Here is a 17285-nt window from a genome sequence, read left to right on the forward strand (position 1 = left end):
CCCTAGCATCATCGAAAAACGCCGCCAAGTGCTCGCTGCGACGATGAAGCCGAAAACCGAGGAGTCCGACGAGCTCTAACGGTTAACTGGAAAGATCAGCGCGCTGCGGCCTACCGCGTAGGGTTACTTCGGAGTAGGCTGCCAAGCCAAGCGCGCTGCATATAGCTGCGATCCTGACGAATCTGTTCATGGCTTCCCCTGTCTCGTTGCGGCCGACGTTTCAGGTCGCGGCGGCTACTCGTATAGACGCGGCTTTTGCACATCTTCGATCTTCTGCTTTCGGGAGATGCTCAACCGCCGCAAAATGTGCCGCCTCTTGAAGTGTCTATTTCCTTGGCGTGGTAGTCGGAGGCAGGCAGGGGATTTTTGCCCCAGGTCTCAGTCGAAGCCTCAAAACTCCATTTCAGCTCGACCAGGGCCCAAACGACGGCGGCTTGTCCGCAGAGGATCAGGACCAAAAGTGCTATTTCGAGCATAGATCTACCACCGTTCGTTTGACGCGCTCGGCCACATCTGAACGGCAGTTAGGGCCGTCTGCATCTAATTAAGGTTAGGTTGCGAGCCGGCACCGTTGCAGCGTGCCCAAATCCTATCAAATTCCATGTGGAACAGATGGTACAAACCGTCGCCGCCCTCTGTCGCGGATACGAGCCAAACCGGCGTTTGATCAACATGCGGACCGCCCGGCTGATAGTACTGTATCCAAAGCGTGCTGTTCGTTATGATTAGCTTCCAGTTCGGTTGGCCATCGTAGAAACGAGCATCAACAGCGTGCTGTTTTTTCTTTAGCTCCTTCAATCGACGGACTGATGCCTTGATAGCTTTCGTATAGTCGGCGACAGGGATCCCAACCGCGGCGGCGCGGCCCTTCATTGGAGATCCGTCCGGCTTGCACAAGACGACACGGATCGTTCCTCGAAAGCTTTCCATCGCGTCATAAAGCGGCGACTTCGGATTACCGAACGTGTCGATCCCGTTCGCTCCCAAAATGTAAACAAACTTGTTTTCTGGATGTAAAATTTCTTCGCAAAGCGTCTTCCAAGGCGCGCCACCGTCCGTCTGCCGTGCGTGGGGATATCTGGCCTTAATGCCTGCCTGAGAAACCAAGGCGTGGTTAGCATCAGCACCTTTCAAAATCTCGCTTTTCCTGTTGAGGCTTCTGTTGGCGCGTATCAACAGCGTCACTAGGATAATGTAGCCGACAATCAGTATCAGGAGCGCCGCAGATTGAACCGGGTTCTCGACTACAAGGTCGTAGGGGGTCGAAATAAACCAATCGCGCAAAAACGTTGGGAAGTTTTTGACTGAGGCCCAGACCAATCGCCCCGCTTCGGGCCAAGTCGGCGCGTGGTCGAGCCCGTAAACGGTTTGAAGTAGCGAAAGGGCGTACAGGCCAATTGCTGCATACAACCAACCGCGCACCTTCTTCCAACCCTCTTTCAAAGAGTCAGATAGAGTGCTTTTGGCGCTACTCTTTATTCGATCAAGAAGAACCACAGAAGAGACCGCTAAGCGGAGCTCTTTTCTCTAAACTGTCGTTCGGTTTTGTTAGGAGGGGCTAGGATAGGTTCATCCAAGCTGAAGTTTCGGTGCTCATATTTGAGCTTTTGATCTACGTACCTAGAACCATAGCTAATGCCGCCAGCCACTGCTGTGCCAACTGCGCTAACCACGCCGGCCACGACTAAAAATTCAATCATTTAAAATGCCCCCGATAGACGAATCGTACCATCGTGAGTTGTGAAAAAGAACCATGTATCGAATCGGTGAACACGGGGTTTATTCCCGCTGTGATAGATTTGCAACAGGATTTCGCGAGGTAACGCGCCAGCTTGCCCAAAGTGCCATTGAATCCTCGGATCGCGGGAGTGGTCCCACAACCCCCCTGCCCCGCCCGCATCGCACTAGGCCGGTCTGTCTAAGTGCGATGAGTTCAGTGCAGTGATCCGTCGATGGGGCAATGCCGCGCCTGCCATTCCTCGGCAGTGAGAGGATGGCGCCGGCCTCCATCGTACAGTACCGCGTGCCCCCTGAAGGCGACATGCGCCAGACCGGCCGCCAGCCACCGTCCAATCGTTTCGGGACCCAATGGCAGGTTAGTTTCTGGGATCGGGCAGGTGGCCACGATTACGCTTGGGATGCCTTGCGTGCCACGGTCACCCTCGAGCTTTTCGATCCTTGCCTAAGCACCCGTGTCATAGATCGGCCCTCAGACCGGCGGCGACGGCCGCAGCACGCTGCTCGGGACTGGCCTGGGTAATCTGCCGCCGGTGCAGGTTTGAGTTCCTGCATCGCTTCGTGGTCACCTGCCACTGCCCGATCGATGAGGCATTTTCGGCGTTCATAGGATAAGCCCGGCAGGCGGTGGCGATGACGGTGCTCAAGCACGGCGACACGCAAATTTGCCACAGCGCGCGTCAATGGAGTGGTTTCCAGCCGGTGACCGAAATAAAGCCCTCGCGGGGGCCGACTTTCCCCGCGTCGACAAGTGCGGCAATCGGCCGGTCACTGTCGGCACGATCAGCGGCCTTGATGAAATGAACCACTCTATTGCCGACAGACTTCCGTTGCTCCAGCAGAGCAATGCGCCTTTCGATGACTCTAGTCATGTCGCTACTCCGAACGCCAGATGCAGCAAATCGTTGTCCGCAAGCTCGCGCGCCCGATTTGCCGACACAGGTGGAAGTTCTGCGGGCGGAGTCAAACGGTCGTCGCAACACTCGGAGGGTTGGAGGTTGCGATGAACGTTGTAATGCGTCGATCGGCGCGGTCAGGACGAGCCCCCTTGCCTTCGCCAGGACGGCCGTCTGTTGCAGGGCGCAATGAACAGAACAAATTTTGGCGGGCGATTGCCGCTGGGTTAAGCAGCGAAGCTGCTGCACTCGAAGCCGGATTGTCACAACCTGTCGGAGGCAGATTATTCCGAAAGGCGGGCGGCATGCCACCAGCGATGTTCAGAACTTCGGCAAAGGCGCTCTCCGGGCGGTACCTCTCGTTGATTGAGCGCGAGGAGATCGCACTTCCCAAGGTGCAGGGCCATTCCATACAGGAGATCGGGCGTCGCCTGGGGCGGGCTGCTTCGACAATCTCCCGTGAACTGCGGCGCAATGCGGCCACCCGCGGCGGCGGGTTGGAGTATCGGGCAACAACTGCCCAGTTGCATGCAGATCGCGATCCGCCCGCCGGCCCAAGCCGGCCAAGCTTGCGCTCAATGCAACCTTGCGCACTTATGTGGAGGAGAGACTTGCTGGCGGCGTCGTTGCCCCGACCGGCGCTCCCGTTCCCGGTCCCGCCGTTCCGTCGTGGCCTCGTCCGGCCGCAGGCCGGTGTTGGCCAGGAACAGCACGTAGTCGTGGAGTTGCTCCGCATTCCACTTGTAGTGCGGCTGGCTGTTGCGCACGCGCTCGCGCGTCGCCGTATAGAGCTGCTCGTATTCATCCGGGCTGAACCATGGCCGGTGCACCACCTTCCCCAATGTCTTGTAGGGCGGCGAGAAGTCCGGCAGGTGGGCCAGCCATCCCTTTTTCCTAGCGACTTCCTCGAAAGAGGTGTTTTTACACCACAAGCGCCCGTCGGAATTTGGAATGGCGTTGCGGAAGATTACAGACAATTTTGGCTCCGAGGCACCCGCACTTTGCCGACTCCCGCGACATCGAGAAATTGCAGATAGCTCCTCCAAATAGGAGCTGTGGCGAAAGGACTCGCCTTAATTAAATCGGAGACCCGGAGCCGGTGACCCTCGAGACTGCCTTCAATCGGCCTCGGTACGCGGGCACACCGCATCGCCACCTCAGACACCACTCGCAACGCATCGCCGATCCCGAGGGCGAGCCCCTGCGAGGCGAGAGCATCGCGGGCGAGGCTGGCGTCGCCGATCGGATGGGCGCCTTCCTCCCTCTCCTCTACCCATTGCAGGGAGGCAACTCCCGTACTGCCGCTCTCGAAGCGGGCGGGATCGAATTTGTCGGCGAACCAAGGGGCGAACGCACGGATTTTCGCCACAACGTCGCACGCATTACCGCGTAGTAGCCCGCCGTTACCGACGACCCCGAGCGTAGCATGCAGGCCGTTGCTGAGACGGTAGGCATAGCCTTCTGGCCCAGCTACAATGGCGAACCCGCCGAGCTCGTCGCTGCTCACGGCGTACCTGAAGGTCCGGCAGATGATAGGTCTCTTCGGGCGCAGCACCCGATGCGCCGTGACTGCAGACCGCCCTGTTGCATCAAGCACCGGCTTACCGCCGCGCAGCCACTGTTCCCCGGGCTGAATGCCGGATCGTATACGCACTCCGACGCGATCCGCTAGCCCCAAGAGTATCAGCTCAAGCGCCGGACGGGCGATATGCGCCGATCTCGGTGCGGGCTCCGCTAGGATCGTAGATGACCTCCACTGCGTGAGCCGCTTGTCGTGTAACCGATCAACGCCGACCGAGCGCGGCGGAACGCCGAGTTCGACGAGCAACGCTAGAAGTTGTGCAGGTATCACTTCAAGACGTGAGGGATCGGTCAGCGAGGGCATACGGTTCGATCTGATCTCAACGTCGACGCCAAGTTGCCGCGCACGGATAGCGGCTATGAGGCCCACTGGGCCTGCACCGAGAATGGTGAGCGGCGGGCGAGCGCGGCCACCGGACATCGCTGCTTGCCCCATAGTTTCATGCCGGGGGATCGAGCGGCGCGAAGTCTGCGCCCGCCGGTGGATCGAATACGACGAGGAAGCCTTGGCCGGCCACGGCATCCGCCAAAACATCGATGCCACCGGGCATGACCATGCTGGTACGAGCGGCGTTGATCTCGGTGGCGCCGAGGAAGCGGCCCTTCCGGTAGCCGTCTCGCAGACTTTCGAGCATGCCCCCGTATGCTGTCTGCAATTCCAGGTGCGCCGCATGTCCAGCAGGCGGGCGTGCTGGCGCGACCGACCGCAGATAGGCCGCCTCCGCGTGCTCCTGGAGCCACTCCTGCATGTCGAGAAACGTTTGGAAGTGGTCCTCACCCTCAGCGATAATGGAACGGATTGCTTCACGCCACTCGTCGGTCGCGAGTGGAGCTACATCAGCCGGCGGCGCGACTAGTGTCGCGAGAATGCGGGAATACAGGCCGTCGACGCCAGCCGATGGCGCCTCGACGTCAATGAAGTCCTTAACGGCCGCCTTGGTAGCGGCTCGCATCGAAACGTCGCGCATCTGGCCCGCTGCCCCGGGAACTCGGCTCGCGACACGCAGCGCGGGCTCGAATGTGCCAGGGGGCATCATGCCCCGAATAATGTCGTTCACCGCTCGGGTATGCCGCATCTCGCCGATGGCGATGCGCATCAGTTCGGCGCGGCTCGCGCGAATATCATCGCGTAAGGCAGCGTTGCCCGCAACGCCCGGGTCCGTTATCGGTTTCAGAGAGTAGGCGGCGCACAAGTACTCTTGTGCCACCGCCAACTCAACCCCCGCCGCGTAACGGAGATGCTCGATCAGGGTGTTAAGGTTTTGCAGCGGGGCCCCGGGCGCCGTCGCCCCGGACGCATACGGCGCGACTATCTCCCGTCTTCCCAAGACGAAGTGCAGCTCCTGCCAGCGATTGTTGATCTCATAATGCCGCATCTCGACTGGCTGGGAGCTCGTGTCAGTCGCTGGCTCTGGCGGCTGAATGCCGACCACACGCGCGCTGCGCTCCCAGGGTACGTCGCGTTGCCACGACTGACCAGTTGCACCGCCACTTGGCAGCACTGGCTGAGCTATGTCGGGATGGTTCGACGCCCAGTAAAAGCAGCCGCAATCACGAAAGTCGTGAGTCCAGGGGCTGCACAGTGATTGGGTCAATTCACCCGGAAGGAACACCGCTGCCAGCGCACCATTGTCGTCGAGGTAGCGGGCCCTCGGCGCCGTGAGTGTGGGCCGTGCCCCGGCTGCGCCCTGCCGCCTAAACGTTAGCGTCACGTCGATACCTTCTGTCAGGAGCCGAATAGCTGTCCAGGCATCGGAGGGGCGACGCCCGACACCTGAGCTGGTGTCGGATAGGTCGCCTTGCACTTCCGCCTCGCCGTCCATTGCGATGAGGGCGAGGTCGAATGCCATCTGCCCGAGCGGACCAAAACTTCCGGCCATACGCGACACAAATACAAAGCGGCTAGCTGCGACGTCGTCAGCGAGGGTGCGGTAAACCGCTACATCGGCTGGCGTGACCGAGCCAGCCGCCCCGCCACGCTCTACTGCATCCATGTCGATCGCAACGATCAACAGAAGATTGCCGATTGCCTCCGCTTCCAGAAACGGGAAGAAGCGGCGTTCGAGATTGCGGAGATCGCATTCGAGCCCGGGAAAGCAGTTACCAACGCCAGACTCGAGGCGCGTCGCAGCCGGATTGCCTGCGATCACCTGGGTGATTCCGCTCTGATCGCCGAAACGGCGGAACGCGGCGACGTTTCGGGCGACAATTTTCGCGGAGTTGGAGCCACTCATGGCTGTATCCCTCGGATTGGGTACGACGCGACGAAGTAGTCTGGGCGCTCGGTGGCGAGCTCGCAGTAGGCGGCGAGGCAGAAGGTCAGCCAGCCGCGGATAAAATCGCAGCCGGCTTCCGTGCGCGTCGCTGCCTCTTGGTGGCAGCTACCCGAGCACAAGTACCGTGCCCAGCAAGTGTTGCAGGGCTTCTGCGCATGCACGTGACGCGCGGTGAGGAAGCGCCGTCGGCGGTGCGAATCGAGACCTTCACTGTTGCTCAAGATGAAGTCGTCCTCACCGATCGCCCGGTGGCAAGCGTACCAGTGGCCATCGGCGGCGACAGAGAAGTAGCCCCCGCCTGCCCCGCAGGGATAGGGTGAGCTAGCGCCAGCGTGGATCTGCTTCAGCGCGACCGCAAGGTTTGTCAGGCGGATAGTTCGGCCGCTCCGCGCACCGGCAAGTTCGCTCCGTGCGACCGCGATGAGTTCGTCCAGGTATGCCTGCCACCCGTCGCCGTCTATGTTCGCATTGTCTTTCGCGGTCCGCAGCGGTGCCACGCCAGCCTCGCTGAAGCCCAGTGCGTACACGGCGGAGAGTCGGGTTGCGAGATCGAGCGCACCGGCTGTGACCGTCAGGCGGGCGGCGACTTGGGCGCGTCCTGGCTCGGCGAGCAATGGGGCGAGACGTTCGACGAGGCGCGCGAAGGTGCCCCGGCCCCGCGTGTCCGGGCGCTGCGCATCCTGCGTCGCTGCATCACCGTCGATGCTCACTGTCACCGCGAAAGGGTGCGTTCGAAAAAGGTCGATATCAGCGGGTAACAACGTCGTGCCGTTCGTAGTGATGGAGAAGCGCACGTCAAGCCCGCGATCGTTGCCGGCGCGACCGGCGTACAGCACGACAGAGTGTATCAACGCTCTGTTGAGGAGCGGTTCGCCACCGATGAAACCGATCGTAATCGGCCGCTCCGGATCCGCCACAGTGAGCAGCCGGTCGACCGCCGCGATCGCCGTGGCATGCTTCATGCGGTCGGCTTGCTTGCCACCAAAAGCGCCTTTGTCGGCATAGCAGTAGCTGCAGGCGAGGTTGCAAGCCGAGCTGACGTTGAGGGAAAGGCTTTGCGGCTGCGGCTCCACCACAAGGTCTAGTGGCGCCTCCCCCGGCGCGGTTTCTCCCAAGGCACTGGCCAGCCGCTGCGCCTCCTCCGGCCGAAGATCGAGGTCGGCCGCCACCTCTGGAGGGAGGTCGAACAGGCGCGAATGTGGCACCACCAGAAGGTGCTCGCCTCGGGCCGAGCGGAAACGTTTATAAAGGGGCGCCGCCGACGGCGCGGGTAGGTGGGTAATGACGTTCATCATTGCCTCGCAACCGCGTCAATACGTGCCAAAACGGCCCTCCGTCGCGAGCGTGCCGAGGTCGACAGGGTGCGTGCCGCCCGCTCCGGCAGAGCGGCCGTGAGCCCGGCAATCGTAAGCGCCCTAGTCTCATCCACCCACCGCATCAACAGCTCGTATTGCCAAGCCGCCAGAGTCAGAGGCAGAGCATTCGACTGGCGCATGAAAGGAGGCATGCGCATCGAGCTGGCGATGGCGTTTTCGAAGCTCTCGACCTCGAATGGCGCGCGCACGATTTCGGCCACCCGATTGCGGCCGGCGAGGGCATCTTGGGCGACAAGTGCCACGAGGTTCTGAATGTCCGCTAGCGCTCGATGCCGCATGCGGGCGTGCTGGCTGAGCGGCAAGGGATCGTCGTTCGTCGCGGCTGGCAGACGATAAACCTGCGAGCGCAACGCGTCGCGCCCGCCCATCGCTCGGTCGGGGGCTGACCGGACACCTTGATCGATGTCGATGGCCTGCAACTTGGCCTCCGGCAGCGATGCCGGAACGAAATCGGGCGGCGGGCGCACGGCGGCCCTCCGGCTGCGGTAGTCGTCGACATTGAACAACGAAACTGTCTCGTAGATGCGCTCGAACAGATCCTCCACCCAGCCAGCCAGTGCCGCGCCGGTAAGACCCGCATTGCGAGCAGCCGCCGTCCCATCACGATCGTTGATTTCGTCGGCGACCGACAGGAATGGCCGGCGGTCCGGTGCGAAGTCAGGCGGCGCAACGAATGCGATGGCCCGCGTCTTCAAGGCTCTCTCTCCGGAAATTTGCAACGTGACATCGAAATGCACCTCGCAAGTATCGTCGACAACCCCAAGTGACGGTCCGTCGGTATCGCCGTTTTGATTGATCAAATCATAAGTATCCCCGGGTTGGACGAGGTTCCCTGTTGAAGCTCCTCGCCACCCGGCTGCGGGATCGAGGAAGGCGTTGGCGCTCGGCACGGCAGGCGCCGGTCGCCCAAGCGTCGGCTGAGCGCTCGCAGCTTCCGGCGGGCCATAAAACTGGCCGCGTCCCGGAGTGTAGCGGAAGCGGATTGTGTCGGTGCGCACGCTGCCGGACCACGGCTGTCCGGCGAGTTGTGGCGTACTTCGCAGCATTTGCACCGTGCCGAGTGGGATGTTCCGGTTGGTCGGAATCATAGGTACCGTTACGCTTGGAGGGCAGCGGCCCTCGACCATTCGCGCGGTGAAATCGTTGCCGAGGAGCATCACCGCCTGCCAGTTGCCAAATGCATGCGCGGGATCGCCCGTGCGGCGCGCGGCCTTGAGGTTCCGCGCGGTGACAGCGACGCGTAGTGAGGCGAGGGAGAGGCCGTCTGCCGCCAACAGCGCCGTGGTCAGCGGCGCCTCTGTCCACGTCGCGGGCGCGCTTCCGGACTCGCCGAGTCGCGCCCAGACCTCGAAGAAGGGCGCCACAGGACGGATGAGATCACCATCTCGGAAGGCGATCGAGGTCGGCAGGAAAGGCGCCACCGATCCGTCCGGTTGCACCGCCAGTGTCCACGAAGGAGCGATGTCCGTCTCGCTTTCGGAGCGAAGCCGCTCGCTGTCGACCCAATCGTAACTGTGGAGTGGAGTAGTGCTACCACCGAGGCGCGCGACGGCGAATGATGGAGTGATGAACAGGGCTTGGATCGGCATGCTGCCTCCCGGGGTGCGATTGCTTCAAATGAGGTGATCGTTCACGCTTCACCTTGATCGTGACTTCCACCATCGCATGGTCGGTCGTGCCGCCCCTTGAGGAGGCATTGCTCACGAGGACTGACAGGCGCTGCAGATCGCGAGAGCTTGCGTGTCACCGAAGCCGTGGGTTGGGGAACGACAGCCCGATTGAATTGGTCTTACGTATGCCGAGCCCTTTATCGAAGAATACCAACCGGCCAAGCTTAACCTTCTGGGCTCAAGAGGTGGTCCGAGCTTTTTGGGAAGTTGCGCCTCATTTTGGCCAGTGACGCCGTAGCTAAAGCGATCGTCCAGCAACTCGTCGTAGGTATCGACAGTGCAAGCAGGGAAAGAAGCAAAGAACGCGATATGAAACATCATGCGCAGAGAACTTGACTTCATCGTCATCCCTCCAGCTGGAGCGGCGCGGCACAACCTTAGCGATGTTCGTCTTCTAGTTGAAGTGCGAATTTCTCCCCGTGCACATTTCGGAGTTCTTCACGTTAGCCCGCACTGATCGGTTCGCTCCTCAACCCGGCAACGCGCGGACGAACGCTGCTTCCGTAAACCTTCTTGCAAGGACGAAAATGGCGATTTCTGTGGGTGCCAATCCAAGCAATAGTTTGCCGGGAATTCCAGTGAGTCCTCGCCAGGCATAGGGGCTTCTTGCGAGACGAAGCCGGCGCCCCAAGGCAGGGCCCGCGACGCAACACCGTCCAAGCAACTCGACCGAAGCTGCGACCTTGTGCCGCAAGTAAAGGCAGGTCCACGTGTCGTCCAAAAGCACGGCGCTGGGACGCCGCAAGCAAAGCCAAGGAGGACTGCCCGCCGAGGCTGGCGCACGTGCCGCGGAGGTCTACCCAGCTGCCGAGTGGCGAGGCTGTCAAGTAGGCGAGGCTGTCAGGTAATTGTGGTTGCAGTACTACCGCGACAACGAGAAGGAAGGACCGCGCCGAACATCTGGAACATTTCGTAGTCGTTACAGGAAAAAAGCGTGGTTGCCGCGAATAAGCCTCGCAATGGCTGATGTGCGCTGAACAGAGCAGGATTCGAGACGGTCCTGCTGGAAACAATGGCATGTGAAGGCAGCATTATCAGCGATGACGGTAAAAACTGATCGCAACGATGCACGCGGGATTACCCAGTTGATCCGGACGGGATGGTTCCCCTCGGTGCTCGCAAAGTCGGATAGGGGCTCAAGAGGTTCGAGCGCTGCTGGTTGCACGCAAGCAGCTTCTTGGGCGACTTATCGATGTGGAATTGAGTATCCCCGGGATTTTGCGTGGCTTTGGGCTGAAGGTTGGCCCGTGACGCGGAAGAATTTCGAAGCGCGGATCCGAGAGTTGGTTGCCGGGCAAGCGACATTGGAGCGCATTGCCACAGCATGCTTTCGGCCCGACCGGCTTTGAAGGCAGAGTACGCGAGGCTACGCAAGGCTGTGCTAGCAACTGTGCGTGATGATGCGTTCTGTCGCCGTCGCGGTCTCATCATCGGCAGCGACAGGCGAGCAAACGTGGTGCGCCAAGGGGATCGTGGCCGACGTCCTAGATGGGCGAACGCACGCTCGGCGCGGCAAAGGTCTCGGCCGGCGGTGCTAGAGCGACGATCGCGGTGGCGGAGATTGGGCCGATGCCGGGACCGGTCATTAGCCGGCGCGATACCTCCTCCTCGCGAGCACGTCGCCCGAGACCCGTGACCCTGTTAGTGCGCCAGCGAACGGCGGAACGAACCGCGCCTACCGCGCTGGCGAACTCGACCAGCATGCCGTCCCCACTGGTGTTTGATATCCGTCCTCGATGGGCAGCGATAGTTGGGTCGACAAGGGTCTTCCTGAGCGCCTTGAGCTGGGCCAGCGTGCCTTCTTCGTCGGTACCCATCAGGCGGCTTTACGCAGCGTCCGCCGCCAAAAAATAGCGATCGTGTCTCGTGGCGTGGTGTAGCTGGTGGCGGGTCACCACGTTCGCCGGCGAGAGCCGGGCTGGTCAGCTGGCGATCGCCGTGAGGCTGACGCTCTGATCATCGCTCAACGTGGCGATTGTTTCCAGTGTCATGTAACGGGCGCGCTGGACGGCCCATTCATCATTCTGTTCGAGCAGGATCGCGCCGATGAGGCGAACGATGGCGTCGTCATTGGGCAAGATGCCCACCACCTCGGCGTGCCGCTTGATCTCGCCGTTTGCGCTCGATCGGGTTGGTGGAGTGCAGCTTGGTCCGGTGCTGCGGCGGGAAGGTCATGTAGGCGAGCACGTCGGTCTCGGCGTCGTGTAGGAAGCCGGCAAGCTTCGGCAGCTTTGGCCGGAGCTGGTCGGCGACCTTGGGCCACTGGGCTCGCGCGGCATCGGCATCGTCCTGTGCAAAGGCTGTGGCAATGAGGGCGGAGACGACCCGCCGTCCGCCTTGCCGGCATGCGCCAGCGCGCTGCGCGTGAAGTGGACGCGGCACCGCCATCAGCTGGCATTGAGCACCTTGGCTACGGCGGCGTTGATAATTCGTGGGCATCGGACACGACGAGCTTGACGCCGCGCAGACCGCGGCGGGTGAGCTTGCGCAGGAACGCCGTCCAGAACGTCTCGGGCTCGGACGGCCCGATGTCCATGCCGAGAACCTCGCGTCGGCCGTAGCGGTTGACGCCGACCGCGACAATCACCGCGACTGAGACGATGCGGCCATTCTGGCGCACCTTCACGTAGGTGGCGTCGATCCACAGATCCGGCCAGTCGCCCTCGATTGGACGGGCGAGGAGGGCCTTCACCTTGTCGTCGATCTCCGCGCACAGCCGGCTCACCTGGCTCTTGGAGATGCCGGTCATGCCCATGGCCTGCGCCAAGTAGGAGCCCTTGCGCAGCTTGGGGATGCGCAGCTCGACGGCGCCGGCACGGGTCTCCCAGATCCGGTCGCGGTAACCGTTGCGCTGGGCCAGGTGTTCGGGATTCTTCTCGCCATAGGCCGCCCCGGTCTGGGGCCTCCCACTTCCAGCTCCATTGACGCGAGGCGGCAAAGCCGATCATCTCGCCCAACAGATCGGCGTCGGGGGTCTTCTCTACCAGCGTGCGCAGGTTCATCAGTCGTCGGTCATCGGTGGTTCCTCGGTTGCGTTGGCGTGTCGCAACCCGATCCTACCGGAGAACTGCCGGTGACCACCGCAAAGCCGCCCGCCCGCTACGGCGCTATCGGGGGCGCGTCCGGGCGGCTTTGCTCTACCGAGCTACACCACCACCGGCGACACGACGAAAATAGCTGCCAGTCGCCGTTCTACGATGCTCGCCGCTGGAGCGTTTCTGTCACAACGCTCAGCAGACATTATGTGGCGAACTTTAGATTCACGTTACTATTATGAGAGCCAAAGGCAGATCGACGGTTACTCCAAGTGAATGTCACGTTCGGAAATTCCCGCGCCCGGCAGCATCACCGACGATCAGCGTCGAACGCCTCTGACATTAGGACCGAGTCCAGCGCTTGCTATAACGCTGCTGGCTCCAGAGCGCCTCCGAAGCAATTTGCCTAAAATGCTCTGGTCCGAACAATTCGCCATTACGGCTGAATGAGTGAGATAGATCACAGAAAAAGTGACAACCTGTGCAACAATCCACTTGGGGCTGCAATCTGGAGGATTTGTTTCATGACGATCCTATTTCAATCCCACAGCGGAAGAGAAAAAGAAAAAGGCGCCGGCCCATCAGCAGCGCTTGCAGCTCCGCCCACTGGCACGGACATTGCGGTCGATGAGCAGGCGGACTTCGGCTATTTCGTTCCACCGCTGGATGCGCCCGAGAATTATTTACCGTTATCAGCCGCGACGGTCGGCGAACTCGATACGCTCGGCGACCTTATGATCGAAGCTGCCGCGGCCCCCAATACAGAAGACTCTGGCCCTGATTCGACGATGCCTCCGGTCTTGACATATTGGGGTCAATTCCTCGATCACGAACTGACCGCGCGCACCGACCGCGAGTCCGAAATTACTAGCGTCAAAGAACCGCATCCGCCCGCTGTGTCTTCGACGGTCGAAAGCAAGTTCAGAAACGCCCGCTCACCGCGCTTCGATCTCGACAGCGTTTATGGGGGCTCGCCGATCGGTCCCGGCATTACAGCCGATACAGTCACTGTCATATCGGGTCTGCGTCACCCAACCCTCGTGAACAAAATGCGGATCGGAACGGCGGTTGATCCGGGTCCGCTTCCGGATGGATTGGATGAGCACCGCGATCTGCCGCGATACGTCCAAGTGCAGGCCGCCGTTCGGGATGCCGCACTTCGCGCCGCCCAGGCGTCTCTGCCTCCCCCGGAGTTCGCAAAATTCTCGGCGGGACTTCCGCAGCGAGCCCTGATCGGAGACACGCGCAACGACGAGAACCTCGTTGTTGCCCAATTTCATCTGAGCTTCCTCCGATTCCACAACAAGTCTATCGACTTCTTGGCCAGTCACAATACCGGCTGGATCCCGGATTTTTCGTCGGCCCAGGCTCTCACGCGTCTCCACTACCAATGGCTGATTGTCGAAGGCTACGTAAAGGGCGTTTGCGATCCGGCCGTGGTGGACCGGGTGGTTCAGGATCGGGCTTCGCACTTCTTCAAGTTCAGGGCCGAGTTTGATGCGCGACGACCGGGTTCCAGACTTGGCAATGCGCTACCCCTGGAGTTCTCCGTTGCCGGCTACCGGTTCGGACATTCCATGGTTCGCGCGTTTTATGATTACAACAAGAACTTCGGCCGGTCCTCGGGAGGAGCCTTTCTCGACAAAGCGCCCCTTAACCTGTTGTTCGGCTTTACCGGTGGCGGCGGCAATATCGATGGTCCGAAAAAGCTTCCCAAAAACTGGGTCATGGACTGGACACGATTTGTCGGTGTCGCTCCGCACGATTCCGCGGACGGGCTACCGGCACGTGTAGCCCGAAAGATAGATACTGCGCTGGCGCCGCCGTTGGGCGAGATGGTCAAGGAAGGCAACGACGAAACGGACGGGCAACTGAAGGCGCTATTCAAGAGCCTTGCACGGAGAAACCTTCGACGGGGCTACAATCTGAGACTGCCCACCGGCCAAGCCCTCCATAAACACCTCAAACAGACTGGAGCGGTTGAGTCCGATCCGATCACCGACCTGTCGGCCATTTTCAACTCCAAGCCCCAGCTGCGGGATTTCGTCAAGAACTCGCAATCGAAGTTCTTCGAACGGACGCCGCTGTGGTTCTATATTCTGGCGGAGGCGGAGAAAGGCGGTGGCAATAAATTAGGAGAAGTGGGCAGCTTCCTCGTGGCATCAACCTTTGTTGGCGTTTTGCTGGCGGATCCCGATTCCGCGCTGTCGCGTGGTTTCGATCCGACGCAAAGTCCGTTGCGGATGGGCGACAGCAGCCCGATCGACTCGATTGCAAAATGGATGCGCTTTGCAAGCGTCATGGAATAGTTCCACTGGTTAATCGCTCGACTATCCATCTATTTTTCGTCAGTGGGCCTCGCCGCAACAGCGGCGAGGCCCACTGGCCGATCGCACATGCGGGCGCTGGATTAGGGCTGCAGCAGCCACGGAATCGGCAGCGAACTTACTGTCACTCGGAACGCGTCGTCATCATGGGCAAACCGCAGTCGTCGGCCGGTCATAAGTCGCGTAGAATCCGTTTCGGCCCAAGCACGGCCAGCCGCTACCGGCGCTCGGACCAGCCCGACGGTCAGCTTGCTTGGGTTCCTCAGAGAATTGAGCAGTGCCGACAGCGCGCTTGTCGACATCGTGCGACGGTTGGTGGAGTAGCAATGGACAGAATAGCGATCGGCCCGTCGAAGATCGAGCATGCTGCATCAGACTGCTCTCCGAGAGCGGCGTCGCTTTACGACCTACGGCACGTCCTTCACATTCTTCGGCTTCGGCTGAATATCAGGTTGCGCAGACTCCAGGATCGTCTTGACTTCACCCCGCTTTGCGATGGCATCGAAGACATCAGGCACGTCGGTCGAAAGCGAGAAGGATTTTGCGGATCGGTATACCTTGCCGATCTTGATCGCGTCGGCCGGAAGGCTGAGGCTCGCGCTCATGTCGTTTACGATCTCTTTGGCCTTTTCTGGGAGATCATTCGCGGAAATCTCGTCGTTCAAGAACACTTGAACCGACGATGGTTGTCCGGGCGACGTCGTTTCGCGCAGCCGCTTGGCGACGGCTTCGGACTCCCATTCGGACGACGCCTTGATCTTGTCACTCATGGGCAGCTCCTGCCTGGGTGGCTCCCAGCGCACATTTAGCCATCCTATGCTCAGCCGTTTGCCACGGCTGAACATAGTAGCATGACTTGGCCCGATTTATACGGACTAGAGCCGGTCCCTGGCCGATCAGCCGTGCTTTCGCTTTGAGGCCAGGGCTTTTTTGGCCTTGGGCCGCTGCTTCTTGACAGCCCGTACCACTACCCGCCGCACGGGCGTCTTACCGCGAGCGCGTCGTTTGGCAACTCGTCTCGACGGCGCGGCTGCGGCCGTGGCGACCGGAAGCTGCGATCCCGTCAGCAGCTGGAAAGCGCGTACGGCGTCGGGCACGCCGTGACTGCCACGAGCCTGGGGCATGCCAGCTGGCAGAGTGCATGAACCAACGATCGCCCGTTCGAGGTCGTAAGCAGTCGCCGATGGGCTGGCCTGCAAAAGCAACGCCGCAAGACCCGCGACATGCGGGGTTGCCATCGAACTTCCGTTCATGGTCTTGAACTTTCCGCCCGGGACGGATGACAGAACGTCCACACCCGGCGCCGCCAAGGCAGGACACAGCGGATTGACCGGCCGATCGAATTGCTGGCTGCCCGAAAAGTCGGCCACCCGATCGCTGGAGTCCATCGCGCCGACGGATAGGACGTTGGCGTAGTTACCGGGTGAGCGGCTCGTTTCCGGTCCCTCATTGCCCACCGCGATCACGGGCAGAACGTTTGCCGCCCGCAAGGCATCGATAATAGTCTGAAATGCAGGCGTGAAGCCGCGCAGACCTAGCGACATGCTCATGATGCGCACGCCCTCACCGATCACCCAGTCCATGCCGGCCAGGATTCGATCGATCACCTGACCGCCTTCGATCACCATGGCGCTCGCGAGCTGGGCTTCAGGCGCCATCCCGAACTCGCCCTTCAATCCGGAACGGCCGACGATGGTACCGGCCGTATGCGTTCCATGTTCATCGCTGTCCGATGGTTGCGCGTTCGGTACTTGGTCCCCCGCCATGTCGAATTCCGCGAACCTTCCGATCGCCCCCTTCAGCGCGGGATGGGCTGCATCGACGCCGGTATCGAGATGGCCAACAAGAACTCCTTGGCCGGTGATACCGGCCGCCCACAGGCGGTCCGCCTTCAGGCGCTTGATGCCCCAGGTCGGGCCGATGCCGAGTTTCGCGGCCTCGATAGCGACCGGCCGGATAAGGCTCAACTCCGGAGCCTTTTCGACCTTCTTGACCTGCGGGTCAGCTTCCAGCGAAGCAAGACCGTTTGCATTAACATAGCCTATCGCCAAACCAAGATGCGGATAGACTCGAACACGGCGCGACGTCGGCGGCTCTGCCCGTTTGAAGTTGCGGCTTGCGAAGTGGCTTGCTGAAGCCGCCAGGCTTTCGGCTTGCGCCATGTTTGGAATCATAAAATGATTCTCTATCGAACTCTTCGTCTGCGCCGAGGCAGCCGCAGCACCATCTGGAACTCCCTTTAGCGCAACAATCACCTTGGCAAAGCCAATCGAAGCTACGGTATCTTGCAGACTGGATGTCGACATCTTCGTTGCTCCCGTAAAAATGCTTTGAAAAAATCCGACGCGCGATGTTAGTCAGCCGCTCTTACCCAAGATTAAATATTG

At 60.9% G+C, this 17285-nt stretch carries 10 protein-coding genes and 5 pseudogenes; 3 read left to right on the top strand and 12 right to left on the bottom strand.

Going from position 1 to position 17285, the window contains the following annotated elements:
* Positions 1-540 precede the first annotated feature (540 nt).
* Positions 541-1497: a hypothetical protein gene (locus tag GWG67_RS35185; RefSeq protein WP_275174231.1), complete on the bottom strand. Its 957-nt coding sequence runs from the start codon at positions 1495-1497 to the stop codon at positions 541-543.
* Positions 1498-2417: 920 nt separating this feature from the next.
* On the bottom strand, positions 2418-2609 hold the full coding sequence (locus GWG67_RS35190) for a hypothetical protein (RefSeq protein WP_275174233.1): 192 nt from the start codon (positions 2607-2609) through the stop codon (positions 2418-2420).
* Between the two features lie 131 nt (positions 2610-2740).
* On the opposite strand from GWG67_RS35190, the pseudogene GWG67_RS35195 reads away from it, so the two are divergent.
* A pseudogene (locus tag GWG67_RS35195) lies at positions 2741-3306 on the top strand (transposase); the annotation flags it as partial.
* On the opposite strand, the gene GWG67_RS35200 reads toward GWG67_RS35195, so the two are convergent.
* The 5 genes from GWG67_RS35200 to GWG67_RS35220 form a co-directional block, all read right to left on the bottom strand.
* Positions 3209-3610 (bottom strand): hypothetical protein, encoded by a 402-nt coding sequence (locus tag GWG67_RS35200; RefSeq protein ID WP_275174312.1) that lies wholly within the window; start codon positions 3608-3610, stop codon positions 3209-3211. The pseudogene GWG67_RS35195 and the gene GWG67_RS35200 sit on opposite strands and share 98 nt — an antisense overlap.
* Positions 3601-4518, bottom strand: a complete 918-nt coding sequence (locus GWG67_RS35205) for a hypothetical protein (RefSeq protein WP_275174235.1) — start codon at positions 4516-4518, stop codon at positions 3601-3603. Before GWG67_RS35205 ends, GWG67_RS35200 begins: the two co-directional genes overlap by 10 nt.
* Positions 4519-4654: 136 nt before the next feature.
* Complete coding sequence (locus GWG67_RS35210) at positions 4655-6448, bottom strand: ferritin-like domain-containing protein (protein ID WP_275174237.1); 1794 nt, start codon at positions 6446-6448, stop codon at positions 4655-4657.
* Positions 6445-7785: a radical SAM protein gene (locus GWG67_RS35215; RefSeq protein WP_275174239.1), complete on the bottom strand. Its 1341-nt coding sequence runs from the start codon at positions 7783-7785 to the stop codon at positions 6445-6447. The genes GWG67_RS35210 and GWG67_RS35215 overlap by 4 nt, the downstream gene beginning before the upstream one ends.
* Positions 7782-9455 carry a hypothetical protein gene (locus GWG67_RS35220; RefSeq protein ID WP_275174241.1) on the bottom strand — a complete coding sequence of 558 codons (1674 nt, stop codon included), beginning with the start codon at positions 9453-9455 and terminating at the stop codon, positions 7782-7784. The genes GWG67_RS35215 and GWG67_RS35220 overlap by 4 nt, the downstream gene beginning before the upstream one ends.
* 1051 nt (positions 9456-10506) lie before the next feature.
* On the opposite strand from GWG67_RS35220, the pseudogene GWG67_RS35225 reads away from it, so the two are divergent.
* Positions 10507-10953: pseudogene (locus GWG67_RS35225) on the top strand (IS110 family transposase); the annotation flags it as partial.
* Between the two features lie 97 nt (positions 10954-11050).
* Here GWG67_RS35225 and GWG67_RS35230 read toward each other — a convergent pair.
* The 3 pseudogenes from GWG67_RS35230 to GWG67_RS35240 all read right to left on the bottom strand — a co-directional run.
* Positions 11051-11170: pseudogene (locus tag GWG67_RS35230) on the bottom strand (IS110 family transposase); the annotation flags it as partial.
* 21 nt (positions 11171-11191) lie between these two features.
* Positions 11192-11353: pseudogene (locus tag GWG67_RS35235) on the bottom strand (family 3 adenylate cyclase); the annotation flags it as partial.
* A gap of 105 nt (positions 11354-11458) precedes the next feature.
* Positions 11459-12538: pseudogene (locus GWG67_RS35240) on the bottom strand (IS256 family transposase).
* Positions 12539-13095: 557 nt separating this feature from the next.
* On the opposite strand from GWG67_RS35240, the gene GWG67_RS35245 reads away from it, so the two are divergent.
* Positions 13096-14880, top strand: coding sequence for a heme peroxidase family protein (locus GWG67_RS35245; protein ID WP_275174243.1), 1785 nt, complete (start codon positions 13096-13098; stop codon positions 14878-14880).
* 425 nt (positions 14881-15305) lie between these two features.
* On the opposite strand, the gene GWG67_RS35250 is transcribed toward GWG67_RS35245, so the two are convergent.
* Entirely contained in the window at positions 15306-15668 is a 363-nt protein-coding gene (locus GWG67_RS35250; RefSeq protein ID WP_275174245.1) for a hypothetical protein, read from the bottom strand.
* Between the two features lie 126 nt (positions 15669-15794).
* Positions 15795-17204 carry a S8 family serine peptidase gene (locus tag GWG67_RS35255; protein WP_275174247.1) on the bottom strand — a complete coding sequence of 470 codons (1410 nt, stop codon included), beginning with the start codon at positions 17202-17204 and terminating at the stop codon, positions 15795-15797.
* Positions 17205-17285: the final 81 nt, after the last annotated feature.

This window comes from Bradyrhizobium sp. CSS354 (assembly GCF_029051725.1).
GTDB lineage: Bacteria > Pseudomonadota > Alphaproteobacteria > Rhizobiales > Xanthobacteraceae > Bradyrhizobium.